Source organism: Shinella sumterensis (assembly GCF_004514425.2).
Lineage (GTDB): Bacteria > Pseudomonadota > Alphaproteobacteria > Rhizobiales > Rhizobiaceae > Shinella > Shinella sumterensis.
In genome coordinates this window covers 20,886-43,388 of the sequence record NZ_MYFN02000004.1, presented here as the reverse complement: position 1 = coordinate 43,388, position 22,503 = coordinate 20,886, and the positions used below count along the sequence as shown (strand labels likewise).

The 22,503-nt window shown below is 65.7% G+C and carries 21 protein-coding genes; 11 read left to right on the top strand and 10 right to left on the bottom strand.

Going from position 1 to position 22,503, the window contains the following annotated elements; genetic code table 11:
* Positions 1-101 precede the first annotated feature (101 nt).
* The 3 genes from gcvA (at position 102) to purN (ending at position 3,184) form a co-directional block, all read left to right on the top strand.
* On the top strand, positions 102-1,028 hold the full coding sequence (gcvA, locus tag B5M41_RS09140) for a transcriptional regulator GcvA (RefSeq protein WP_134647726.1): 927 nt from the start codon (positions 102-104) through the stop codon (positions 1,026-1,028).
* Positions 1,029-1,448: 420 nt separating this feature from the next.
* The gene (gene purM / locus B5M41_RS09135; RefSeq protein WP_134647728.1) at positions 1,449-2,522 is read left to right on the top strand and encodes a phosphoribosylformylglycinamidine cyclo-ligase; all 1,074 of its coding nucleotides are present in this window, start codon (positions 1,449-1,451) and stop codon (positions 2,520-2,522) included.
* Positions 2,519-3,184, top strand: a complete 666-nt coding sequence (gene purN / locus B5M41_RS09130; protein ID WP_134647730.1) for a phosphoribosylglycinamide formyltransferase — start codon at positions 2,519-2,521, stop codon at positions 3,182-3,184. The genes purM and purN overlap by 4 nt, the downstream gene beginning before the upstream one ends.
* A gap of 251 nt (positions 3,185-3,435) precedes the next feature.
* On the opposite strand, the gene B5M41_RS09125 is transcribed toward purN, so the two are convergent.
* Positions 3,436-4,212 (bottom strand): L,D-transpeptidase, encoded by a 777-nt coding sequence (locus B5M41_RS09125; RefSeq protein WP_209020900.1) that lies wholly within the window; start codon positions 4,210-4,212, stop codon positions 3,436-3,438.
* Positions 4,213-4,443: 231 nt separating this feature from the next.
* Here B5M41_RS09125 and B5M41_RS09120 point away from each other — a divergent pair, with 231 nt between their 5' ends.
* The 4 genes from B5M41_RS09120 to B5M41_RS09105 all read left to right on the top strand — a co-directional run bounded on the left by B5M41_RS09120 (position 4,444) and on the right by B5M41_RS09105 (position 9,638).
* Positions 4,444-5,838 carry a methylmalonyl-CoA mutase family protein gene (locus B5M41_RS09120; RefSeq protein ID WP_134651700.1) on the top strand — a complete coding sequence of 465 codons (1,395 nt, stop codon included), beginning with the start codon at positions 4,444-4,446 and terminating at the stop codon, positions 5,836-5,838.
* Positions 5,839-5,875: 37 nt separating this feature from the next.
* A complete protein-coding gene (gene scpA, locus B5M41_RS09115) occupies positions 5,876-8,008 on the top strand; it encodes a methylmalonyl-CoA mutase (RefSeq protein WP_134651702.1) in 2,133 nt (710 codons plus the stop codon).
* Between the two features lie 327 nt (positions 8,009-8,335).
* A complete protein-coding gene (locus B5M41_RS09110; protein WP_134651704.1) occupies positions 8,336-9,295 on the top strand; it encodes a glutathione S-transferase family protein in 960 nt (319 codons plus the stop codon).
* A gap of 1 nt (position 9,296) precedes the next feature.
* Positions 9,297-9,638: a hypothetical protein gene (locus B5M41_RS09105; protein WP_134651706.1), complete on the top strand. Its 342-nt coding sequence runs from the start codon at positions 9,297-9,299 to the stop codon at positions 9,636-9,638.
* Here the strand turns inward: B5M41_RS09105 and B5M41_RS09100 are convergent.
* The 3 genes from B5M41_RS09100 to B5M41_RS09090 form a co-directional block, all read right to left on the bottom strand.
* Positions 9,635-11,266 carry a cisplatin damage response ATP-dependent DNA ligase gene (locus B5M41_RS09100; protein WP_134651708.1) on the bottom strand — a complete coding sequence of 544 codons (1,632 nt, stop codon included), beginning with the start codon at positions 11,264-11,266 and terminating at the stop codon, positions 9,635-9,637. The two genes, B5M41_RS09105 and B5M41_RS09100, sit on opposite strands and share 4 nt — an antisense overlap.
* Before the next feature lie 241 nt (positions 11,267-11,507).
* Complete coding sequence (locus tag B5M41_RS09095; RefSeq protein ID WP_134651710.1) at positions 11,508-12,518, bottom strand: ligase-associated DNA damage response exonuclease; 1,011 nt, start codon at positions 12,516-12,518, stop codon at positions 11,508-11,510.
* Positions 12,519-12,581: 63 nt separating this feature from the next.
* Positions 12,582-14,873, bottom strand: a complete 2,292-nt coding sequence (locus tag B5M41_RS09090; protein ID WP_230640032.1) for a putative bifunctional diguanylate cyclase/phosphodiesterase — start codon at positions 14,871-14,873, stop codon at positions 12,582-12,584.
* Between the two features lie 233 nt (positions 14,874-15,106).
* Here B5M41_RS09090 and B5M41_RS09085 point away from each other — a divergent pair, with 233 nt between their 5' ends.
* Entirely contained in the window at positions 15,107-16,477 is a 1,371-nt protein-coding gene (locus B5M41_RS09085; RefSeq protein ID WP_134651714.1) for a TIGR03808 family TAT-translocated repetitive protein, read from the top strand.
* A 100-nt stretch (positions 16,478-16,577) separates the two neighbouring features.
* On the opposite strand, the gene B5M41_RS09080 is transcribed toward B5M41_RS09085, so the two are convergent.
* Positions 16,578-17,063 (bottom strand): copper chaperone PCu(A)C, encoded by a 486-nt coding sequence (locus B5M41_RS09080; protein ID WP_134651716.1) that lies wholly within the window; start codon positions 17,061-17,063, stop codon positions 16,578-16,580.
* Positions 17,064-17,205: 142 nt separating this feature from the next.
* Positions 17,206-17,589, bottom strand: a complete 384-nt coding sequence (locus B5M41_RS09075) for a hypothetical protein (protein WP_134651718.1) — start codon at positions 17,587-17,589, stop codon at positions 17,206-17,208.
* A 235-nt stretch (positions 17,590-17,824) separates the two neighbouring features.
* On the opposite strand from B5M41_RS09075, the gene B5M41_RS09070 reads away from it, so the two are divergent.
* Entirely contained in the window at positions 17,825-18,484 is a 660-nt protein-coding gene (locus tag B5M41_RS09070) for a glutathione S-transferase family protein (protein ID WP_134651720.1), read from the top strand.
* On the opposite strand, the gene B5M41_RS09065 is transcribed toward B5M41_RS09070, so the two are convergent.
* Complete coding sequence (locus B5M41_RS09065; protein ID WP_134651722.1) at positions 18,444-19,385, bottom strand: LysR substrate-binding domain-containing protein; 942 nt, start codon at positions 19,383-19,385, stop codon at positions 18,444-18,446. The two genes, B5M41_RS09070 and B5M41_RS09065, sit on opposite strands and share 41 nt — an antisense overlap.
* A gap of 103 nt (positions 19,386-19,488) precedes the next feature.
* On the opposite strand from B5M41_RS09065, the gene B5M41_RS09060 reads away from it, so the two are divergent.
* Positions 19,489-19,683, top strand: a complete 195-nt coding sequence (locus B5M41_RS09060) for a hypothetical protein (protein ID WP_134651724.1) — start codon at positions 19,489-19,491, stop codon at positions 19,681-19,683.
* Between the two features lie 64 nt (positions 19,684-19,747).
* Here the strand turns inward: B5M41_RS09060 and B5M41_RS09055 are convergent, their stop codons facing one another.
* Together B5M41_RS09055 and B5M41_RS09050 are read right to left on the bottom strand one after the other, a co-directional pair.
* Entirely contained in the window at positions 19,748-20,143 is a 396-nt protein-coding gene (locus B5M41_RS09055; RefSeq protein ID WP_134651726.1) for a VOC family protein, read from the bottom strand.
* A 98-nt stretch (positions 20,144-20,241) separates the two neighbouring features.
* Positions 20,242-20,604 carry a DUF4406 domain-containing protein gene (locus B5M41_RS09050; protein WP_134651775.1) on the bottom strand — a complete coding sequence of 121 codons (363 nt, stop codon included), beginning with the start codon at positions 20,602-20,604 and terminating at the stop codon, positions 20,242-20,244.
* Positions 20,605-20,702: 98 nt separating this feature from the next.
* Here B5M41_RS09050 and B5M41_RS09045 point away from each other — a divergent pair, with 98 nt between their 5' ends.
* Positions 20,703-21,458: a DeoR/GlpR family DNA-binding transcription regulator gene (locus tag B5M41_RS09045; RefSeq protein ID WP_134651728.1), complete on the top strand. Its 756-nt coding sequence runs from the start codon at positions 20,703-20,705 to the stop codon at positions 21,456-21,458.
* On the opposite strand, the gene B5M41_RS09040 is transcribed toward B5M41_RS09045, so the two are convergent.
* Positions 21,459-22,466, bottom strand: a complete 1,008-nt coding sequence (locus B5M41_RS09040) for an asparaginase (protein WP_134651730.1) — start codon at positions 22,464-22,466, stop codon at positions 21,459-21,461.
* Between the last annotated feature and the right edge of the window lie 37 nt (positions 22,467-22,503).

The following is a 22,503-nucleotide window of genomic DNA, read 5'->3' as shown; positions in this document are numbered from 1 at the left end:
TTTACCTGATATTTCTTGCATAACTTAAATTCTCGCATATTGAATGCGGGCAGGGAAACGAGTATTCTTATTCTTAATTTCAAACTTTCCTTGAAGAAAAAATGAGTGTGATTCCTGGAATGCGGGCACTGAGGGCGCTTGATGCTGCGGGGCGACATCTGAACTTCAGTCGAGCGGCCGACGAACTTGGCCTGACCCCGGCGGCGGTCAGCTACCAGATCAAGGAAATCGAGGACCAGCTCGGCCTGTCGCTTTTCACGCGCACCAATCGCTCCATCCGCATGACGGAGGCGGGATTGATCCTTTGCCGTGCATCCGGTGACGCGCTCGAACTCATGAAGCGTGCCGTCGCGCAGGCCCGCAGGAGCGAGCGCGGCTCCCGCCACCTGAAAATCACCGTCGATCCGGACTTTGCCGTCAAATGGCTGATGCAGCGGCTGAAACGCTTCCGTGGCGCCTGGCCGGAAATCGACCTGCGCTTCGATATCTCCCCCGAGGTGCGCGACTTCGAGCAGGACGACATCGATATCGGCATTCGCTTTGGCACGGGAAACTATCCCGGCCTTTGCGCTGATCGATTGTTTGGTGACGTTGTCGTGCCCGTATGCAGTCCCCGGTTGCTCTCGTCCGAGGGGCCCATTCGAACGCCGATTGATCTGCTTGATCACACCTTGGTCCATATCGAATGGGAGCGACAGGGTGTGGCGTGGCCGAACTGGTCGACGTGGATGGCGGCTGCCGGTATCGACGCCTTTGACGACAATCGTACGGTTGCGCTCGCCACGTCATCAGAAATGCTTCAAGCCGCGATCGGTGGGGATGCTGTAGCACTTGTGGACCTGACCACGGTCGCAACCGATCTGGCCGAGGGGCGGCTTGTCCGGCTTTTCGATCTTAGCATCCCGATCCCGTCCGAACTCGCCTATTTCCTCGTTTATCCGCAGGAAATGGCTTCCGATCCCCGTGTCGTCGCCTTTCGCGAATGGATTCTTGACGAGGCGGAACAGATGCAGGGTCAGGAATCGTGAACACCTGCATCCGTTGAAAAGGGGCGCGGGACCAGGGGGCTTAGGCCAGCCAAGCCGTGAGAGGCGAAAGGCGCTTTTGGTGGTCTTTGCTACCGAATGCCAGACGTTTGCTTTACCGGCACCGTGCGCGGTGTTTTTCTGGGAATCACTATCAATGGGCAGTGCCTGTGGATCCCCCTCTGACCCGCCGGGCGCCTACCTCACGGGGACAAGAGCGCCGCATATTCGAGGAAAGCTTTGCGACATCCCCTTCTTCCTGCCGGGGCGAAGGGGAAAACGGCAGGCCAGAGGGGTATCGCCGCCATGCTCGGTGCGGCGCGCAGATCGGTGAAAAAATCCCTGATTTCCCGGCATTCGACTTGCACTTGCCGCGCCATCATGCCAATCGGGCGCGAACAGCCTGAACCCGGAGACGAGAGCATGAGCCAGTCGGAGAAGAACGGTCTGACCTATAGCGATGCAGGCGTCGATATCGATGCCGGCAACCTGATGGTCGAGAAGATCAAGCCGGCCGTGCGCTCGACGCGCCGCCCGGGTGCGGATGGCGAGATCGGTGGCTTCGGCGGCCTGTTCGACCTCAAGGCCGCCGGCTTCACGGATCCGGTCCTGGTGGCGGCCAATGACGGTGTGGGCACCAAGCTGAAGATCGCCATCGATGCCGACCGCCACGACACCGTGGGCATCGACCTCGTCGCCATGTGCGTCAACGACCTCGTGGTGCAGGGCGCCGAGCCGCTGTTCTTCCTCGACTACTTCGCCACCGGCAAGCTCGACCCGGACCAGGGTGCGGCAATCGTGCAGGGCATCGCCGAGGGCTGCCGCCAGGCCGGCTGCGCGCTGATCGGCGGCGAGACCGCCGAAATGCCGGGCATGTATTCCCATGGCGACTACGACCTCGCGGGCTTTGCCGTGGGTGCTGCCGAGCGCGGCCAGCTGCTGCCATCAGGCGACATTGCCGAGGGCGACGTGATCCTCGGCCTCGCCTCCTCCGGCGTGCATTCCAACGGCTATTCGCTGGTGCGCAAGATCGTTTCGCTTTCCGGCCTCGCCTGGGATGCGGCCGCCCCGTTCGAAGCCGGCAAGACGCTCGGCGAAGCCCTGCTGACGCCGACGAAGATCTATGTGAAGCCGCTTCTCAAGGCGATCCGCGAGACCGGCTCCATCAAGGCGCTGGCGCACATCACCGGCGGCGGCTTTCCCGAAAACATTCCGCGCGTGCTGCCCAAGCACCTTGCCGCCGAAATCGACCTCGACGCCGTCAAGGCGCCGGCCGTGTTCTCCTGGCTTGCCCGCACCGGCGGCGTGGAAGCCCATGAAATGCTGCGCACCTTCAACTGCGGCGTCGGCATGATCGCCGTCGTGCCGGCCGACAAGGCCGATGCCGTTTCAGCCGTGCTTTCCGCCGAAGGCGAGACCGTCTTCCGCCTCGGCCGCATGGTCGGCCGTGAAGAGGGTGCCGCCGGCACGATCTACAAGGGCACGCTCGCCCTATGACGACCCCTGCCCGCAAGCGCGTCGTCGCCTTCATTTCAGGCGGCGGCTCCAACATGCTGGCGCTGGCGAAGGCGGCGGAAGCGGAGGATTTCCCGGCCGAGATCGTCGCCGTCTTCTCCGACAAGGCGGATGCCGGCGGGCTTGCCAAGGCCGAAGCGCTCGGCATCGCGACGCGCACCTTCCTGCGGAAGGACTTTGCCGACAAGGAGGCCCACGAGGCGGCGATCCTTGCGGCGCTGGAAGCGCTTTCGCCCGATCTCATCTGCCTTGCCGGCTATATGCGGCTGCTCTCCGGTGCCTTCATCAACCGCTATGAAGGCCGCATCGTCAATATCCATCCCTCACTGCTGCCGCTCTTTCCGGGGCTCCACACGCACCAGCGCGCCATCGACGCGGGCATGCGCCTTGCCGGCTGCACGGTGCATTTCGTGACCGAGGGCATGGACGAGGGTCCGGTGATCGTTCAGGCCGCCGTGCCGGTGCTGCCGGCCGATACCGCCGATACGCTGGCCGCCCGCGTTCTGACGGTCGAGCACAAGAGCTATCCGCTCGCGCTGCGGCTCGTGGCGGACGGCAAGGTGCGCATGGAGGGCGGCAAGGCCGTGACATCCGGCGACCTGCCGCAGGGCGACGGCGCGCATCTGATTTCGCCGGCGGTTTAGGGGGATACCCCCTCTGCCCTGCCGGGCATCTCCCGAAAGACCCCTGTAAGCGCATCCTTCCCTTCTCCCCTGCGGGGAGAAGGTGCCGGCAGGCGGATGAGGGGGACGCCGAAGGCGAACAAGGCTCGGGATATTCTCTAGCGCGCCCCCTCATCCGACCCTTCGGGCCACCTTCTCCCCGTGGGGGAGAAGGAAAGAGCGGTCACGTCGAACGTGTTGGCAAAAGCGCTGCCGCGTGGACCACCGCGCCATCAGATCACAAGGATCGGCGCCTTGCCCTTCACGCGGTCGTAGAGGTCCATCACATCCTGGTTGAGCATGCGCACGCAACCGGACGACACGGCCTTGCCGATCGACTTCCATTCCGGCGAACCGTGCAGGCGGTAGAGCGTGTCCTGGCCGTTCTGGAAGATGTAGAGCGCACGCGCGCCGAGCGGGTTGTTGAGGCCGCCGGCCATGCCGCCATTGGCGCCGGAATATTTTACCAGTTCCGGCTGGCGCTTGACCATTTCGTCCGGCGGCGTCCACTTCGGCCAGGCCTGCTTCCACTGGATGACGCCGCGGCCCGACCAGGCGAAGCCCTGCCGGCCGATGCCCACGCCGTAGCGCATGGCGCGGCCGTTGGCGAGGATCAGGTAGAGGAAGCGGTTGCCGGTATCGACGATGATCGTGCCCGGCCGCTCGGCGAAGGGGCTTTCCACTTCCTGGCGATAGAAGCGCGGATCAATCTGCTGGTAGGGCACGGCCGGCACCTGGAAGCCGCCGTCATAGACCGGACCGTAGATTGCGGCATAGCGCGAGGAATCGGGCAGCAGGCCGGAAGGCGGCGTCTGGCCGTAGATGCTGATCGGCCCGCGGTTGTCGATATATTCCGGCCGGCCCTCGAGTGCGGGATTGCGGAAATAAGGCCGGGTCTGCTCGCGGAACTCGTCGGTGTTCATCGACGAGGTGCAGCCGGCAAGGCCGCTGGCCATGGCGAGGCCGGAAAACTGGAGAAAGCGGCGGCGGGAAAGCGCGGTATCGGTCATGGAAGGGTCGGTATCCGTTTGACGGAGGCGGGAGAAGCGAGGCTGAATCACTAACGAATGCAGGGCGAATTAGGTCCACAACCCTGCCATAAATGTGGCAAATGCGGCTGGTGTCAGGCTTGCGCGCCACAATTGCTGCCGGGTGTCACCGATGCGTCACTCTACCAAAGTGGCCCTTTACGCTGTATCCCGGATGAATAGAAATGCCGCAACACGGGAGATGGCGACGGCATGGATGCAAGCATCTTGAGGACGGCGGGCTTTGCGCCCGTCGACGCGGCGGGCTGGAGGGCACTGGCGGAAAAGGCACTGAAGGGCGCGGATTTCGACGCGGCGCTGCTGTCGCAAACTGACGACGGCATCGCCATCCAGCCGATCTATCCGCGCCGCGAGGGCGCGCTGCCGCTCGCCCACAGCCATGCCGCCACGCCGCATGCCGGCGGCGCCTGGACCGTCAACCAGCGCCGCGACGACGCCGACACATCCCGCGCCCGTGCGCAGATGGCCGACGACCTGGAGAATGGCGCAACGGGCATCGCCCTCGTCTTCAAGGGCAGCGCCGCCGCCCATGGCGCGGGGATGGCCGCGAGCGGCGAAACCGCCTTCGCCCAAACGGCGGCCGCCCGCGCCGCCACGCCGTTTTCGCTGCGCCTCGAAGCCGATTTCCGAGACAAGGCGTTGTCCGCGACGCTCGCCCGCGCGCTGGACAAGGCGGATGCCCGCAGCGCGCCCGTACATTTCGGGCTCGATCCCTACAGTGCGGCCCTTTCCGGCACCTCCAGTGAAGCAGGAGAATCCGCCGCCCGCGCCAAGGACTTGATCGGCTTTAATTTTTCCGGAACGGTGCTGAACGCCGATGGCCGCCTTGCGCATAATGCGGGCGCGGGGGAAGCGCTGGAGCTCGCCATCGTCGCGGCCGCGCTGGCGGAAAACCTGCGCCGGCTCGATGCCGCCGGCCTCGCGCCGGAGACGACGTTTGCCACCACCGCGCTCTGTCTTGCGGCCGACCAGGACCAGTTCCTCACGACAGCGAAATTCCGCGCCGCGCGGCTCCTCCATGCGCGCATGCAGGCGGCCTGCGGCATTTCGGAACCGAAGCCGGCGCATATCCATGCCGAGACGAGCTGGCGCATGCTGACGCGGCTCGATCCCGAGACCAACATCCTGCGCAACACCATCGCGGTGTTTTCCGCCGGCACCGGCGGCGCCGACGAGATCACCGTGCTGCCGCACACGCTGGCGCTCGGCGTGCCCGATCCCTTCGCCCGCCGCATCGCGCGCAACACGCAGGTCGTGCTCATCACCGAAAGCCACCTCGCCCATGTCGCCGACCCCGCCGCGGGCGCGGGCGGCATCGAGGCGCTGACGGATGCGCTGGCGGAAAGAGCGTGGGAGGTGTTTGCGGATATCGAGAAGACCGGCGGACTTTCGGCTGCGATCGCCTCGGGCAGGATCAAGGCGATGGTGGAGGCAGCGCGTGCGGCGCGACGCGTGCGGCCCATTGTCGGGACCACGCTGTTTGCGCTGAAGGCGGAACGTCCGGTGATGGTGCTCGGGCCTCTGTCGGACGTCGCCACGCCGGGGCTTCGGCCCGTGTTGCTGGCGGACTGCGTGGAGGCGGCTTGATGCGGATAAGCTGCCCCCTTAAAGCAGGAGCCGCCGCATGAGCCGGATCCCGGACTTCTCATCCATCGCCTGGTCGAAACCCGCCCCCTCCACCGCCCCCGCCGGCGAGGCCGCATGGCAGACACCGGAGGGCATTTCGGTGGCCGGCGCGTACGGCGAGGCGGATCTCGCCGGCCTTTCCTATCTCGACACCTGGCCGGGTGCCGCCCCCTGTCTGCGCGGCCCCTACCCCACCATGTATGTCCAGCAGCCCTGGACGATCCGGCAATATGCCGGTTTTTCCACGGCGGAGGAATCCAACGCCTTCTACCGCCGCAACCTCGCGGCCGGCCAGAAGGGGCTTTCCGTCGCCTTCGACCTTGCGACCCATCGCGGCTATGACAGCGACCACCCGCGCGTGGCCGGCGATGTCGGCATGGCGGGCGTGGCGATCGATTCCATTCTCGACATGCGCCAGCTCTTCGACGGTATCCCGCTCGACCAGATGAGCGTGTCGATGACCATGAACGGCGCGGTGCTGCCGATCATGGCGCTGTTCATCGTCGCGGCCGAGGAACAGGGCGTTGCCGAGGACAAGCTGTCCGGGACCATCCAGAACGACATCCTCAAGGAGTTCATGGTCCGCAACACCTATATCTACCCGCCGCAGCCCTCGATGCGGATCATCTCCGACATCTTCAGCTATACCAGCCGGAGGATGCCGAAGTTCAACTCGATCTCGATTTCCGGCTACCACATGCAGGAAGCGGGCGCGACGGCGGACCTGGAGCTCGCCTATACCATCGCCGACGGCATCGAATATGCCCGCGCGGGCGTCGCCGCCGGGCTCGACATCGACACCTTCGCGCCACGGCTTTCCTTCTTCTGGGCGATCGGCATGAACTTCTTCATGGAGGTCGCCAAGATGCGCGCCGCGCGCCTGATCTGGGCCGCGCTGATGAAGAAGAATTTTGCGCCCAGGGACGCCCGGTCACTTGCATTGCGCACCCATTGCCAGACGTCCGGCTGGTCGCTGACCGCGCAGGACCCGATGAACAACGTCATGCGCACCATGGTCGAGGCGATGGCGGCCACGCAGGGGCATACGCAATCGCTGCACACCAACTCCTTCGACGAGGCGCTGGCGCTGCCCACCGACCATTCCGCCCGCATCGCCCGCAACACGCAGATCCTGCTGCAGACGGAGAGCGGCACGACCCGCATCATCGACCCCTGGGGCGGCTCGGCCTATGTCGAGCGTCTCACGCATGACCTTGCCGCCCGCGCGCTCTCCCATATCGAGGAGGTCGAGGCGCTCGGCGGCATGGCGAAGGCCATCGAGAAGGGCATTCCGAAGCTCAGGATCGAAGAGGCGGCAGCGCGCACGCAGGCGCGCATCGATTCAGGCCAGCAGACCGTCGTCGGCGTCAACTTCTCGCGGCCGGAGCGCGATATCGAGGTCGATGTGCTCAAGGTCGACAATTCGGAGGTACGGGCGCGCCAGCTCGCCAAGCTCCAGCAGCTCAAGGGCACGCGCGACACCGCGGCCGCCGAAAGCGCGCTCGATGCGTTGACCGACGTTGCGAAAAGCGGCGACGGCAATCTTCTGGAGTTCGCCGTGAAGGCGGCCCGCGCGCGGGCGACGGTGGGCGAGATCGCGCTTGCGCTGGAAAAGGCCTTCGGCCGCCATGTCGCGGAAATCCGCACGATTTCGGGCGTCTACCGCAAGGAGATGGGCGCGGGCGACCGGGCCTTCAACACGGCAATCGGCAAGGTCGCGGCCTTCGAAAAGGCAAAGCGCGAAAAGCCCGCCATCCTTGTCGCCAAGATGGGACAGGACGGGCACGACCGCGGCCAGAAGGTGATCGCCACGGCCTTTGCCGATCTCGGCTTCAATGTCATCGTCGGCGCCATGTTCCAGACACCGGAGGAAGTGGCGGAGCTTGCCATCCGCGAGGGCGCACATATCGTGGGCGCCTCCTCGCTCGCCGCCGGGCACCTGACGCTGGTGCCGGAACTCAAGGCCGCCCTCGTCAAACGCGGCGCGCGCGACATGCTGATCGCGGTGGGCGGCGTCATCCCGCCGCAGGATTTTGCCGCGTTGAAAGAGGCCGGCGCCGACGCCATCTTCCCACCCGGAACCGTGATCGCGGATGCGGCCTCGGCGCTGATCGACCGGCTGATGGAGTGAACACAGCACCCTCGGCCGGTGACAATATCGGCGCAGACGGACGGCATGCCCGATACCTCGCCACTTTCCCCTTCTCCCCCACGGGGAGAAGGTGCCGGCAGGCGGATGAGGGGGGCGGCGCAGACGGCAAACAAAGCACAAGCCCCCTCATCCGACCCTTCGGGCCACCTTCTCCCCGTGGGGGAGAAGGGGAAGCAGAGGTCGGGGCGACAATCTCCACATCACGCCGCCCCCGCCCTGTGAACGCTGTGTCAATCTACACGCGAATTGCCGTTTGCACGCGCGCGGGCTACGGCTGGAGCAGAGGCAAGAACATGAGGTGACGCGATGCTCGTCAATGGCAAGTGGACGGAAGACTGGCAGCCGGTTCAGGCGACGGACGCCAAGGGCGGTTTCGTGCGGCAGGTTTCGAGCTTCCGCAACTGGGTGACGCCCGATGGCAGCGCCGGGCCGACGGGCGAAGGCGGATTTCCCGCCGAAAAGGGCCGTTACCAGCTTTACGTCGCCTATATCTGCCCCTGGGCCTCGCGCACGCTGATCGCGCGCAAGCTGAAGAAGCTCGACGACGTGATCTCCGTCTCCGTCGTGCAGCCGGCGCTGTCCGACCAGGGCTGGCAATTCGGCGACTATCCGGGCTCCAACCGCGACGACCTCAACGGCGCCACCTACATGCACGAGCTCTATACCCGCGCCGCGCCCACCTTCACCGGCCGCGCGACCGTGCCCGTGCTGTGGGACAAGGACAGGAAGACCATCGTCAACAACGAGTCCGCCGATATCGTGCGCATGCTCAACAGCGGCTTCGGCCGGCTTGCCGATGAAAGCGTCGACCTCTATCCCGAGCCGCTGCGCGCCGAAATCGATGCCCTCAACGAGCGCATCTATCCCGCGCTCAACAACGGCGTCTACCGCGCCGGCTTCGCCACCACCCAGCTCGCCTATGAGGAAGCCTATCAGGGCGTGTTCGCCATGCTGGACGAGCTGGAAACCCGCCTGTCCGACGGCCGCACCTTCCTGACCGGCGAGGCCTTCACGGAGGCCGATATCCGCCTCTTCGTGACACTCATCCGCTTCGACGCGGCCTATTTCGGCCTGTTCAAGTGCAACCGCCAGCGCCTGGCCGACTATGCGGCGCTCTCAGCCTATACGAAGCGCGTGCTCGACCTGCCGGGCGTGCGCGACACCGTCAATATCGACCACATCAAGCAGGGCTACTACTCGATCAAGTCGCTCAACCCCAACCGCATCGTGCCATTGGGGCCTGATCTGTCAGCGCTGGGGCTGTAGTATGGAGATATCAATATGGGTCATATCTGCTTTGGGACTGGCAGCGACGCTTCCGGAAGCGCTAAGAGTCTATCGCAAATACGGGTTGTTGCTTGCCGGCGTGATTTGGCTTCTCATGGGGGTAGCGTTCTGGCTCTATGCCTGGACAATAGTCAACGGCTTTAGCAAGACACTGCCGGTTAATCTTGTTGTCCTGTACTTACTGCTCGTCATTACGGCGCCCGCGACATTGGCAATATTTATTGGGCGCAGATACAACGTTTCTGTTGGCGTCTTCCTCGGCGGTATACTGGTGCCTCTCACATATTTCATTTACGCCATGACAGCCTACGGCCTCAACTAGCGGGTATCTTCCCGCGCATCGATCATCGCCATCAGCGTTTCCAGCCGGTCGGCATCGGCGGGCAGCTTGTCCTGCCTGAGGCGGGCGATGCGGGGGAAGCGCATGGCGACGCCGGATTTGTGGCGGTTGGAGCGGTTGATGCCTTCGAAGGCGACTTCCAGCACGAAGCCGTGGGCGGGTTCGGCCCGCACGGCGCGCACGGGGCCGAAGCGCTCGGTCGTGTTGTTGCGCACGAAGCGGTCGAGCACTTCGAGTTCGGCATCGGTGAAGCCGAAATAGGCTTTTCCGACCGGCACCAGCACATCGCCGTCAGGACCTTCCGTCCAGACGCCGAAGGTGAAATCCGAATAGTAGCTCGAGCGTTTGCCGTGGCCGCGCTGCGCATACATCATGACGGCGTCGATGTTGAACGGATCGCGCTTCCACTTGAACCACGGGCCTTTCATGCGGCCGGCCTGGTAGGGGCTGTCGAGGCGCTTGATCATCACGCCCTCGATGACCGGATCGGGCGGATCGCGGCGGATGGCCTCCAGCTCCTCCCATGTCGAGAAGGGCACGAGCGGCGAGAGGTCGAAGCGGTCGTGCGGGGTCTTGTCGATGAGGCCCGCGAGCCGCTTCCGGCGTTCGGTGAAGGCGGCCGGGCGCACATCCACCTCGCCCTCGAACAGAACGTCATAGGCGCGCACGAAGGCGGGGTAGTCCTCCAGCATCTTCGTGTTGACCGTCTTGCGGTTCAGCCGCTGCTGGAGATCGGAGAAGGTGCGCGTGGGGCTGTTCATGCGCGCCGTGCCGCCGACCAGCAGCTCGCCGTCCACCACGCCCTCGAAATTCATGGCGTCGAGCACGTCAGGGAAGGCGGCGGAGATATCGTCGCCGGAGCGGGAATAGAGCCGGCGCGTCGCGCCGGACGACGACATCTGCACGCGAATCCCGTCCCATTTCCATTCGGCGGCGAAATCGGCGGGGTCGAGATTGGCGAGATCGCCGTCCCCCACCGGATTGGCCAGCATGACGGAATGGAAGATCGCCGGCGTGGCCAGAACCGGGCGCTCCGCCCTGCCCTCCAGCCAGGCGAACAGCGGCTCGTAGGGCGGCTCCAGCCCGTGCCACAGCGTCTCGATCTCGGTCACGTCCATGCCGGAGAATTCGGCGAGCGCCTGCTTGGCGAGACGTGCCGAGACGCCGATGCGCAGGGCGCCGGTGGCGAGCTTCAGGAAGGCGAAGCGGCCGGAGGGATCGAGCCGGTCGAGCAGATCGCGCACCGCGCCGCGCACCTCCGTGCGGCCGAGCGCGTTCATGCGGGTGACGACGGCGCTCAGGCTCGGCTCGGCCTCATCGGGCACGCGCTCCTTGCGCTCCTGGTCCCAGACCAGCGCGATGGTCTCGGCAAGGTCGCCGACATAGTCGTAGGAATAGCGAAACAGCACCGCGTCCATGCGTTCGAGCACCAGTTCGCGCAGCAGCGCCGGCTTGACGCTCTTCAGGTCGAGCGTGCCGGCGATGGCGGCAAGGCCATAGCCGCGGTCAGGGTCCGGCGTATCGCGGAAGTAGTCCGCCAGCAGCTTCAGCTTGCCGTTGCGCGAGGGGGTGAGGACGAGGCGGTCGAGAAGGGTGGAGAAGGCTTTCATGGGCGCAACTCCGCGATGAACCCGCCCCGCGAGACCTTTTTTTCGAAACCGTCCTCTATCGCCCGAGTCTGCGCTTCTTGCCCCTTCTCCCCCGCGGGGAGACGGTCGCGGCAGCGGGATGAGGGGGTTGCGCTGACGGTGAGGGTCGCGCAGGCCCCCTGATCCGACCCTTCGGGCCACCTTCTCCCCACGGGGGAGAAGGGAAAGGTCGCACCGCGCCTTCGGGACAGGCCTCCCACCATCAATCCCCCTCGTCCTCATAGCCCACCAGATGCAGCGGCCGTGCCGGCAGGCCGGCGAGTTCGCACCAGCGCACCAGCGCCTCCTCGCGGCCGTGGGTGACCCATACTTCCTGCGGCGCGAGTTCGCGGATCGTCTCGGTCAGTTCCGGCCAGTCGCAATGGTCGGAGATGACGAGCGGCAACTCGACGCCGCCCTGTTTGGCGCGCTGACGCACCATCATCCAGCCGGAGGCGAAGGCGATGAGCGGTTCGTTGAAGCGGCGCGCCCATCGGTCGGCGAAGGCCGAGGGCGGACCGACGATGACGGCGCCGCGGAAATCGGTCTTGTCGCCTTTCTCGACGGTCGCCGGGCGCAGGTCGCCGAGCTCGACGCCGCGGCTGACATAGTAATCGCAGAGCCTGGCGAGCGAGCCGTGGATATAGACCGGCGCATCGTAGCCGCAGTCGCGCAAGAGGCGGATGACGCGCTGCGACTTGCCGAGCGAATAGGCGCCGACGAGATGGCTGCGCTCAGGAAATTGCCGGAGCGAGGTGATGAGCTTTCCCATCTCCGTCTTCGGATCGGGATGGTGGAAGACCGGCAGCCCGAAGGTCGCCTCGGTGATGAAGATATCGCAGGGCACCGGCTCATAGGCCGCGCAGGTGGGATCGACCCCGCGCTTGTAATCACCCGACGCGACGATGCGCAGGCCGTCCTTCTCCACGGCGATCTGGGCCGAGCCGAGCACATGGCCGGCCGGATGGAAGGAGACGGTGACGCCGTTGACCCCGATGCGCTCGCCGAAGGCGGCGGACTGGCGGGTGCCGCAGAAGTCCGCGCCGTAGCGGATTTCCATGATGTCGAGCGTTTCCTGCGTGGCGAGCACGGCGCCGTGGCCGGCACGGGCATGGTCCGAATGGCCATGGGTGACCAGCGCGCGCGCCACCGGCCGGACGGGATCGATATAGAAATCGCCGGCGGGGCAATAGAGGCCGGCGGGGGCCGGGCGGAGGAGCTGATCGGGCTTCATGCCAGGTAACGTTGGCGCGGCCACGGCAATGTCAAGGGGCGGCCGCCGCGATGCCGGCCCGCATCAGCACTCGGACAGGCAGAGAAGGGCCTGGAGGGCCATCGCATCGATGGGGCGGCTGATGTGATAACCCTGGATCTCGTCGCAGCCGGCCTCGCGCAGGAAGTCCAGCTGCTCGCGCGTTTCCACGCCCTCGGCGATGACACGCAGCTGCAGCAAGTGCCCGAGCGAGATGACGGCCGTGGCGATGGCGGCATCGTCGCTGTCGCCGGGCAGGTCCTGCACGAAGGAACGGTCGATCTTGAGACGGCCCACGGGAAAGCGCTTGAGCGAGCTGAGGCTGGAATAACCCGTGCCGAAATCGTCGATGGCCAGGTGAACGCCGAGCTGCTCCAGCCGGTGCATGGTCTCCACCGCCTGCTGCACATCCTCCATGATGAGGCTCTCGGTCAGCTCCAGCTCCAGGTAGCGTGCCTCCAGACCGCTTTCCTCAAGGGCTGCCGCGACGCGCTCGACCCAGTCACGTTCCTGGAACTGGCGAGCGGAGACGTTGACGCTGACGACGATGGGCGGCAGGCCGGACAGCTGCCAGGCCTTGTTCTGCCGGCAGGCGGTGCGCAGCGTCCAGTCACCGATCGGGCCGATGAGGCCGGTTTCCTCGGCAAGCGGAATGAACTCGCCCGGCGAGACGATGCCACGTTCGGGATGGCGCCAGCGGATCAGCGCCTCGACGGCGAAGATGCGGCCGGTCACGACGTCCATCTGCGGCTGGTACTGGAGGAAGAATTCGGTCTGGGCGAGCGCGCGGCGCAGCTCCTCCTGCCGCTCCAGCTTCTCGTGGGCGCGGTCGGCGAGCTCGAAGGTGAAGACCTGAACGGCGTCGCGGCCGATCTCCTTGGCGCGGTACATGGCCATGTCGGCGCGCGCCAGAAGCTCGCTGACATTGCGGCCGTGTTCGGGGTAGACGGCGACCCCCATGCTGCATGTCACCTGGAACGACCGGCCGTCGATCTCGACGGGCTCGGCCACGGCCTCGCGCACGGAGCGCAGCCGGTCCTCGACCGCCTCGCCACGGCGCATCGCCCCGCTGATGAGGATGACGAACTCGTCGCCGCCCAGGCGCACGATGCTGTCGCTTGCGCGGATACAGCCCTGCATGCGCGCCGCCACGATCTTCAAGAGTTCATCGCCCGCATGATGGCCGAGGCTGTCATTGACCAGCTTGAAGTTGTCGAGGTCGATGAAGGCGAGCGTCATGGAGCCGCCACGATCGTCGGCCGCCTCGATGGCGGAGGCCACGCGCTCGTCCAGCATGCTGCGGTTCGGAAGGCCGGTCAGCGTGTCGTGATGCGCCATGTACTGGATGCTGTCTTCGGCTTCCTTGCGCTCGATGGCGATGCCGGCGATGTGGGTCGCCATGCCGACGAGTTTCGTGCATTCGGCCGACGGCTCCCCGGTTTCGCGGCTATAGAGCGCGAAGGTGCCGAGCACCCTGCCCTGATAGGAGCGGATGGGCCAGGACCAGCAGGCGCGGGAAGCGATGCCCAGCGCGAGGTGCCTGAAATCGGCCCAGAGGGGATCGGTCTCGATATCGGCGACGATGACCGGTTCGCCACGCCACATGGCGGTTCCGCACGAGCCCACGGTCGGGCCGATCTCCAGCCCTTCGATCAGCCTGCAATAGCCGGCATCGAGGTTGGGCGCGGCCCCGTTGACGATATGCCGGCCATCCGGCGACAGCCGCAGGATCGATCCGGTCACGTCGGGCACATGCGCCTCGATCAGGAGGATAAGGGCCGAGAAGACATCGGTCAGCGGTTCGCCGAGCGCGATCATCTTGAGAAGATCCGCCTGTCCGCGATGCAGGCTTTCCGCCAGCTTGCGCTCGGTAATGTCGCGCGCCGTGCCGACGATGCCGATCACCTCGCCGTTGCCGTTGCGCACCGGCAGCTTGGAGGAGAGCATCCATTTCAGGTTGCCGGCGGCATCGCGGATCTGATCCTCCATGTCCAGCATGGGCCGGCCGGTGCGGATGATCTCCTGCTCGGTGTTGAAGAAATGACGGGCCGCGGCCTCGGGGTGGAGTTCGAAATCGGAGAGGCCGACCAGGCTCTCGCGCCCGTTGTCGGCGGTGATCGCGCGGTTGGCGACGACGAAGCGACAGGACAGGTCCTTGAAATAGAGGTAGTCCGGCACCTCGTCGATCATGGCTTCGAGCCAGATGGTGCGCTCGCTCTGCGCCGCAGCCAGCGGAAACAACCGGGCCGCCTCGGCCATCAGGCGTTCGCTGGCCGACATCAGCCGGGCCGTCGCGTCGGCTTCATCGTTGCCAAGGTGAGACAGTTGCGTCGACATGAACCCTTGCATTCCCGAACGCGAGGATGCGCATTGTCGCCGCCTCCTCTCACACAACCGGGAAATCGTACACCTCGACTCGTTATCCAATCCTGAACGAAACCGGCGAAATACCGCGCATCCGGCGCATTTCGGGAAGCATGACAACCCACGCTGGCGGAAAAGCCGCCTGTGCCGTTTCGACACAAATCCATCTGGCACGCTTCCTGCAGCACGTCGGCAAAGGAGCTGTGATGGTTACCAGAAGGTCATTTCTGTCGGGTCTTGCGCTGGGAGCGGCCGGCGCCGCGACGGGCGCCCGCGCGCAGACGCAGCGCGTCCCGGTCCTGGATGTCGACCTGAGGGGCAGCATCGACGCGGCCGCACACGGCATTCGCCCCGGCGCAGGCGACCGCAAGAGCAAGGCCTTCGCCAAGCTGCTGAAGGAGGCGGCGGCGAAGAACATGCCGGTGTTCCTGCCGCCCGGCGACTATGTGATCTCCAACCTGACGCTGCCCGACAACACGCGGCTGACCGGCGTGCCCGGCGCGACCCGCATCGTCTATGGCGGCGACGGCCACCTCTTCGCCGCCGATGGCGCCACCCGCATCGAGCTTGCCAATCTCGTCATCGACGGGGCGAACCGCTGGCTGGACGACACGGTGCAAGGTCTGCTCAACGTCTCCGCCGTCGCTGATGTCACCATCGAGAACTGCGAAATCCAGGGCTCGGCCAAGAGCGCGATCTACATGGAGCGCTCGGGCGGGCGCATCGAACGCAGCCGCATTTCCGGCGCGGCCGACCACGCGATCCATGCGGTCGAAAGCCAGACGCTTTCGGTGACCGGCAACCACGTCTTCGACTGCGGCAATGGCGGCATCCTCATCCACCGCTGGCAGGCCGGCCGCGACGGCAGCATAGTCTCGGGCAACCGCATCGCCCGCATTTCCGCCACGCGCGGCGGCACCGGGCAATATGGCAACGGCATCAATATCTTCCGCGCCGACGACGTGATGATCACCAACAACCATGTCTCCGGCTGCGCCTTCTCGGCAATCCGCGCCAATGCGGGCTCGAACGTGCAGATATCGGGCAATACCTGCCTCGACAGCGGCGAGACGGCGATCTATTCGGAATTCGGCTTCACCGGCGCCATCGTCAACGGCAACCTGATCGACGGCGCAGCCAACGGCATCCTCATCGTGAATTTCAACGAGGGCGGGCGGCTTGCCACCGTCACCGGAAACGTCGTGCGCAACCTGAAGCTCGACGGACCCTATATCCACGACGGCGCGGGCTTCGGCTTCGGCATCGCGGTGGAGGCCGATACGGTCCTGTCCGGAAACACCGTGGAAAACGCACCGAAATGGGGGCTGGTGCTCGGCTGGGGGCCCTATATGCGCGGCCTCGTCGTCAACGGAAACCTCGTGCGCAACAGCCCGATCGGCTGCGCCGTGAGCGTGGTGGAGGGCGCGGGCTCGGCGCTGATCTCCGGCAACATCTTCGAGGAAACCCGAACCGCCGCCATCGCCGGCTTCCGCTGGAACGAGCGCACGACGGACGACCTTGCGACGGCGTCAGAAAGCTATCCGCACCTGACGATCGAACGGAACAGGACGGGCTGAGCCCGTTTCGGTTGCGTCTCTTTTTCTGCCCGAACAAAGAGACGCATGGGACGAGGGGGTAGCGTCCGGGCCGCCCCCTCGTCCGCCTTCATCGCGCGGCTCAGCCGCCGTGGTTGTGCCCCTCGCCCGCACCCGAACCGGGCTTGGCGGCCTCCACCTTGAAGTCGACGTCGACCGCGCCGGCCTTCTCGAAATTCAGCGTCGCCTTGAAGCTCTCGCCCTCCTTGAAGGGGCGCTTGATGCTCATGAACATCACATGCAGGCCGCCGGACTTGAGCGCGACGGTGGCGCCGGCGGGGATCTCGATGCCTTCCGTCAGCTGGCGCATCTTCATCACGTCGTTCTCGACGGCCATTTCGTGCATCTGCACGTCATCCGACACCTCGGGCGCGGTGATGGAAACGAGGCGGTCGGCCTCGCTGCCATTGTTGGTGACGGTCAGGAAGCCGCCGCCGACAGGCTGGCCGGGCAGCGTGGCCTTGGATGCCGGGTGATGGATTTCCAGGTTGCCGAGCTTGTAATCATGGGCGAAGGCGACGCCTGCCGAAAGGGCGAGGGCGGCGACGGTTGCGAGGATGCGTTTCATGAGCGTGTCCTTTGTCAGTTCAGGATCGGAATGGAGGTCCCGCAACGGCGGCCATGGCCGGCAGTCGATACCGTGCGGGTAGAATGGCCCTGTCAGGCCGGTTGCGACGCGCGACGGCGAAGGCCGGCACGCGGGCGGAGCATCAGGCGGACAGGAAAGGTGGTGCGCGGGGCGGCGCGCCGGGGCGATCACGCCTGGAATGCAGCGCCTCGGCCACGAGGGGACGAGCGACGACGACCCGATAGGCCAGCGCCACGCCGGCAAGATCGGACGGCTCGGGCATCAGCATGGCGCCGCCGATGCGGCAGGCCTCGCATTTGACGGGGCCGGCATGCTTCGCCTTGCCGTCCACGATGTTGCCGATGCACAGATCGGCCATGCTGCCATCGGGCAGGACATAGTCGGCAAGTTCGAGGACGCTGGGCTTTCCGGCCGCCGCCGGCTGATGGGCGAAGCCGACGAACAGCAGGGCGACTGCGCAGAGAATGCGCAGGCAGACAGCAAAGCGTGTCATGCGTCCCGTCATCGTTCGTCTCCATCCGCGACGGCGGATCCTTCGGCCTTAACCCCGCGCCAGGGCAAGGTCAATGCGACAAAGCGGGCAGCCATCACCACAATTCATGGATCGATCAGGCCCGCACGCTACTCCGGCACCCGCCCCTCGCCTATGGTGCGGCAGGATCGATATCGCCGCATCATCGTTCCAGACGGCGGCGAAGGGAACGCCTCGTTCTCGCGCAAACCAACGTTCAGGAGGGCCCATGCTGACCATCTACGGCGTCTACCGCTCGCGCGCCTCGCGCAACTACTGGCTCGCCGGCGAACTCGGCCTGCCCTTCGTCTCCGTCCCCGTCATGCAGGCGCGGCGTGTCGCAGAGCCTTATGCGGCGGATGCGCCGCTCAACACCAAGTCGCCGGACTTCCTTTCCGTCAATCCGACCGGTCTCATTCCCTGCATCGACGACGGCGGTTTCGTCATGACGGAATCGCTCGCCATCAATCTCTATCTCGCTCGCAAGCATGGCGGCCCGCTCTCCGGCCGGACCGTGACCGAAGAGGCCGAGATGCTGCAATGGACGATGTGGGCGGCGACGGAAGTGGAGCCGCATGCGGTGAAGATCGTGCTGGCCTTCGATGCCGGCATTCAGGACAGCGAGGAAGGCCGCAGCGTGATCGCCAAGGCTTCGGAAGCGCTGGCGCGCGGCTTCAGGCGGCTCGACCAGCATCTTGCCGCGACGGGCCACGTCGTCGGCGACCGCTTCACCGTGGCGGACCTCAACCTTGCGGAGGTCTTCCGCTATGCGATAGGCCAGCCGGCGCTGTTCGACGCCGCGCCGAATGTGAAGGCATGGCTCGCGCGCTGCCAGGCGCGGCCGGCCTTCAAGGCGATGATGGAGACGCGGAGCGGCGAGCTGGAATGACGGCGCCGGAAAAGCCGTCCGCATCCTCCGCCATGGCGGCACGCAGCCATTGCTTGAAGACGGTGACCTTGCGCGGCTCCGGCACGCCTGGTGCGGTCACGAAATAGTAGCCCATGCCGGTTTCCACCCGGATGGGGAACGGCGCGACCAGCCGCCCCTCGCGCAGCGCCCATGAGGCGAGGACGGGAAAGGCGAGCAGCACCCCCTGCCCCGCCATGGCGGCATCGAGGCAGAGCGACGCATCGGAAAAGACATGCCGCGCCCGGGGCGGCGGCACGTCGAGGCCCGCGGCCTCCAGCCAGCGCTCCCAGGTGAAGGCCTCGTTGCCATCGACGACGGCCGGTTGCTTTGAAAGGTCCTTCGGCGTCCTGATCTTTTCCGCCAGCGCCGGCGCGCAGACCGGAAACAGCACCTGCGGCAGGAAATACTCCGTCTTCACATCCGGCCAGCCGCCCGGCCCGACGCGAATGCACAGGTCGACATCGGAACGGGCGAGATCCACCAGCATGGTCGTCGCCTCGATGCGCAGGCTGATATCCGGATGAAGGGCTGCGAAGCGGTCGATCCGGTGGATGAGCCAGCGGGAGGCGAAGATTGGCGCGACGGAAATGGTCAGGATCGCATCGTCGCTGCGCCGCGTGGTGGCGACCGCTTCGGACAACTGGCGAAAGCCCGCCGACAACGTGGCCAGAAACGGCCCGCCGAACGCCGTCTCGCGCAGCCCGCGCGCGGTACGGTCGAAGATCGGGCGGCCCAGTTGTTCCTCTGCCCTGATGACCTGCTGGCTGACGGCGCCGACGGTGACGCCAAGCTCATCGGCTGCCGCCTGAAGCGAGCCGAGCCGCCCCACCGCTTCAAGGGCCCGCAGGCCGTTCAGATGCACCTGGTTGAGGTTCTTCATATAGGTTTTCTATAATCTCGTCCCGAACTACTCGATTGCAGCTTTGGCGTTGCGGCGCGATTATCAGTCATCATCAATGGTAACGCATCGCGAGGAGAAGGCAATGTTCAAGATTTTCTCCAGGCTGGCGAATATGTTCAGGTCCGATGCCGACGGGTCGGACATGCCTGTCTGGGCGCGCGACCCGCTGTCCCATCCCGATATCAGCGCGATGGACGGCCGCGCCCTGGGCGACCTGCCCTTCGGCCTGTTTCGCCCGCGCGACGTGGCGGAGGACTGCGGCAGGCGCCCGGCCTGATACGCGGATATGCAAAGGCCTGCGTCGTTTCCGGCGCAGGCCTTCTGCTTTCAACGATGTGGGCTCAGCCGCCGGTCTGGTCCATGTACATGATCTCCCAGACATTGCCGCTGATATCCTGGAACGAGCAGCCGTACATCGGCCCGAACTCCATGTTCGGCTTCCATTCGCGGCCGCCGGCGGCAAGCGCCTTGGCCTTGAGGTCATCGACCTCCTGCCGGCTGGAGGCCGAAAGACAGGTCAGGACCTGCGTCTGCTGTTCGGGATCGCCGACCTTGCCGGTCACGAACTGGGCGAACTTCTCCTCCGTCAGGTGCATGACGTAGATGTTCTCGTCCACGACCATGCAGATGGCCGTGTCGTCGCTGTACTGTTCGTTGAAGGAAAAGCCGAGCGCGCCGAAGAAGCGGCGCGTGGCGGCCAGGTCCTTGACGGGCAGGTTGACGAAGATCATGCGCATGGATGTCCTCCTTGTTGGTTGCGCGGCGGGGCGCGATCACCCCGTCATGCCACAAGGACGTGACGGCGGGCCCATTCCCGACATGCGGCTGCATTAATTTATGCGGCAGCGCAGCCCGGTACGTCCTCCAGCCGGTACCAGACCGGGATGCCGCGCGCCTGCGCGATGCGCACATCGTTATCCGCCCCCTTCGAGGCGCCTGGCAATCGCAGAACACCTTCGCACAGTTCAAGCAGGCGATGGGCCACGGGATAGAAGATCTCTTCGTGCAACGCATCACCGATCGTTTCGCCGCCTGCCGCATGCCAGACGGGCAGCGCCACCCATTCGCCGATCATCGGCACATGCCCCGCCTTGAACAGTGCATAGGACGGCGCCTCCAGCCGCTTCAGGTTCTCCGCCATCTTTTGCGGGTCGTCTCCCGTGCCCGAGCGATAGGGGCCGGCGATCAGGATCAGCATGTCGTATTCCTCACAATAATGCATGAAATATCCGGAATTTTCTGGATACTTCATGCATATTCGTGTAATTTCATGCAGAGTCAAGATGGAGCGTGAACATGCTGACAAGCCAGCGAAGAGCCATGATCGTCGAGAGGCTGAACCGCGACGGCGAGATCATCGCCAAGACGCTTGCCACGGAGCTGGACCTCTCGGAGGACACGATCAGGCGGGACCTGCGGGACATGGCGGCGGAAGGCCTGCTGAAGCGGGTGCATGGCGGGGCGCTGCCGCTCTCGCCGCCGCTGCCGGATTTTGCCGCGCGCCAATCGCTTTCGACGGACGAGAAGGCCGCGCTCGGCGCCCGCGCAGCCGCGATGATCGAACCGGGACAGGTGATCTTTCTCGATGGCGGCACGACGACCGCGGCACTCGCCCGCGCCCTGCCCCGCAGTTTCGCCTTCACGGTGGTCACGCACAGCCCGACCATTGCCTGCGAGCTCGAACGCCACCCGAGCGCGGATGTCGTGCTCGTCGGCGGCCGGCTCTACAAACATTCGATGGTGGCAATGGGGGCACAGGCGCTCGAGACCATTCGCGGCCTGAAGGCGGATCTCTATTTCATGGGCGTGACCGCCGCCCATCCGAGCCACGGCCTCACCACCGGCGACATGGAGGAAGCCGCGACGAAGCGCAGCGTCGCGGAAAACGCGGCCGCGACCTTCGTGCTGCTGACCCGGGAAAAACTCGGCCTCGCCTCGCCATGGAAGATCATGCCGCTCGCTGCGGCCAGCGGCCTCATCGTGCCGGCCGGACTGTCTTCTGACGTGCTGGCGCCCTATCGCGATATGGGCGTCGAGGTCATCGAGGCCTGATCAGGCGACCAGCGCGTCCGTCACGCGGATATCGCCGACATGGATGCGGTTCCAGTTCGACATGGAGCGATTGGCCTGCGCCATCAGCGCGGCGTGGATATCGGGCTCTTCGGTGAAGAAGCGGGCGAGCGTGGCGGCGACCATGCTTTCGGCGGCGCGCGTCGTGCCGTCCTCGCATTTGAGCGCGATCGCGATGCCCTGTTCGGGAATGGCGGCGCAGAACACGCCCTCGGCGCCCGTCTTGGCGAAGATGCGGCCGGGCGCGGTTTCCATGAGGCGCGTGCAGGCGCGGCCCGTGCCGGCGACGAAGAAGGGTTCGGCCATGCACGCCTCGATCAGCCGGCGCGAGGCCTTGGCGCGTTCGGGCGCAAGGCCCGTGCCCGTCGCCATCTTCGCGAAGCCGTGCGCGAGGCTCTTCAGCGGCACGGCATAGGTGGGGATGGAGCAGCCGTCGACGCCGCAATTGTCGACCGCGAGTGCGGCCCCCGTCAGGCTTTCCATGACGCCGCGGATTTCGGCCTGCACCGGATGCTCGTAGCGCACATAGCCTTCGAGGTCCTTGCCGGTGTGGCAGGCGGCGCAGACGAAGCCGGCATGTTTGCCCGAGCAGTTGTTGTGCAGGGCGCTCGGCCGGTCGAGCAGGCGCGCCTGGTTGATCAGCACGGGCTGCTCGAAGGACCAGTGCGCGCCGCATTCCAGCACGCTTTCATCCACGCCGGCCGCCGCCAGCATCGTGCCGGCAAGGCGCGCATGGGCCGCCTCGCCGTTATGCGAGGAGCAGGCGAGCGCCAGTTCCTGGTTGCCGAAGGCATGGGCATCGGCCGCACCGCTCTCGATGAGCGGCAGCGCCTGCATGGCCTTGCAGGCCGAGCGCGGGAAGACACCGGCCTCGACATCGCCCTGCGAAAACACCACCTTGCCATCGCCGTCGACCACGACGACCATGCCGCGATGGCGGCTTTCGACAAGGTTGCCGCGCGTGACTTCGACAAGGACGGGGTTTGCCATGATGATGCCCTCAAATTTCCGGTTTCCGGTGCGGTAT

Coding starts and splice junctions, on each gene's coding strand:
- gcvA (WP_134647726.1), top strand. CDS start 102: ATGAGTGTGATTCCTGGAATGCGGGCACTGAGGGCGCTTGATGCTGCG.
- purM (WP_134647728.1), top strand. CDS start 1,449: ATGAGCCAGTCGGAGAAGAACGGTCTGACCTATAGCGATGCAGGCGTC.
- purN (WP_134647730.1), top strand. CDS start 2,519: ATGACGACCCCTGCCCGCAAGCGCGTCGTCGCCTTCATTTCAGGCGGC.
- B5M41_RS09125 (WP_209020900.1), bottom strand. CDS start 4,212: ATGACCGATACCGCGCTTTCCCGCCGCCGCTTTCTCCAGTTTTCCGGC.
- B5M41_RS09120 (WP_134651700.1), top strand. CDS start 4,444: ATGGATGCAAGCATCTTGAGGACGGCGGGCTTTGCGCCCGTCGACGCG.
- scpA (WP_134651702.1), top strand. CDS start 5,876: ATGAGCCGGATCCCGGACTTCTCATCCATCGCCTGGTCGAAACCCGCC.
- B5M41_RS09110 (WP_134651704.1), top strand. CDS start 8,336: ATGCTCGTCAATGGCAAGTGGACGGAAGACTGGCAGCCGGTTCAGGCG.
- B5M41_RS09105 (WP_134651706.1), top strand. CDS start 9,297: ATGGAGATATCAATATGGGTCATATCTGCTTTGGGACTGGCAGCGACG.
- B5M41_RS09100 (WP_134651708.1), bottom strand. CDS start 11,266: ATGAAAGCCTTCTCCACCCTTCTCGACCGCCTCGTCCTCACCCCCTCG.
- B5M41_RS09095 (WP_134651710.1), bottom strand. CDS start 12,518: ATGAAGCCCGATCAGCTCCTCCGCCCGGCCCCCGCCGGCCTCTATTGC.
- B5M41_RS09090 (WP_230640032.1), bottom strand. CDS start 14,873: ATGTCGACGCAACTGTCTCACCTTGGCAACGATGAAGCCGACGCGACG.
- B5M41_RS09085 (WP_134651714.1), top strand. CDS start 15,107: ATGGTTACCAGAAGGTCATTTCTGTCGGGTCTTGCGCTGGGAGCGGCC.
- B5M41_RS09080 (WP_134651716.1), bottom strand. CDS start 17,063: ATGAAACGCATCCTCGCAACCGTCGCCGCCCTCGCCCTTTCGGCAGGC.
- B5M41_RS09075 (WP_134651718.1), bottom strand. CDS start 17,589: ATGACGGGACGCATGACACGCTTTGCTGTCTGCCTGCGCATTCTCTGC.
- B5M41_RS09070 (WP_134651720.1), top strand. CDS start 17,825: ATGCTGACCATCTACGGCGTCTACCGCTCGCGCGCCTCGCGCAACTAC.
- B5M41_RS09065 (WP_134651722.1), bottom strand. CDS start 19,385: ATGAAGAACCTCAACCAGGTGCATCTGAACGGCCTGCGGGCCCTTGAA.
- B5M41_RS09060 (WP_134651724.1), top strand. CDS start 19,489: ATGTTCAAGATTTTCTCCAGGCTGGCGAATATGTTCAGGTCCGATGCC.
- B5M41_RS09055 (WP_134651726.1), bottom strand. CDS start 20,143: ATGCGCATGATCTTCGTCAACCTGCCCGTCAAGGACCTGGCCGCCACG.
- B5M41_RS09050 (WP_134651775.1), bottom strand. CDS start 20,604: ATGCTGATCCTGATCGCCGGCCCCTATCGCTCGGGCACGGGAGACGAC.
- B5M41_RS09045 (WP_134651728.1), top strand. CDS start 20,703: ATGCTGACAAGCCAGCGAAGAGCCATGATCGTCGAGAGGCTGAACCGC.
- B5M41_RS09040 (WP_134651730.1), bottom strand. CDS start 22,466: ATGGCAAACCCCGTCCTTGTCGAAGTCACGCGCGGCAACCTTGTCGAA.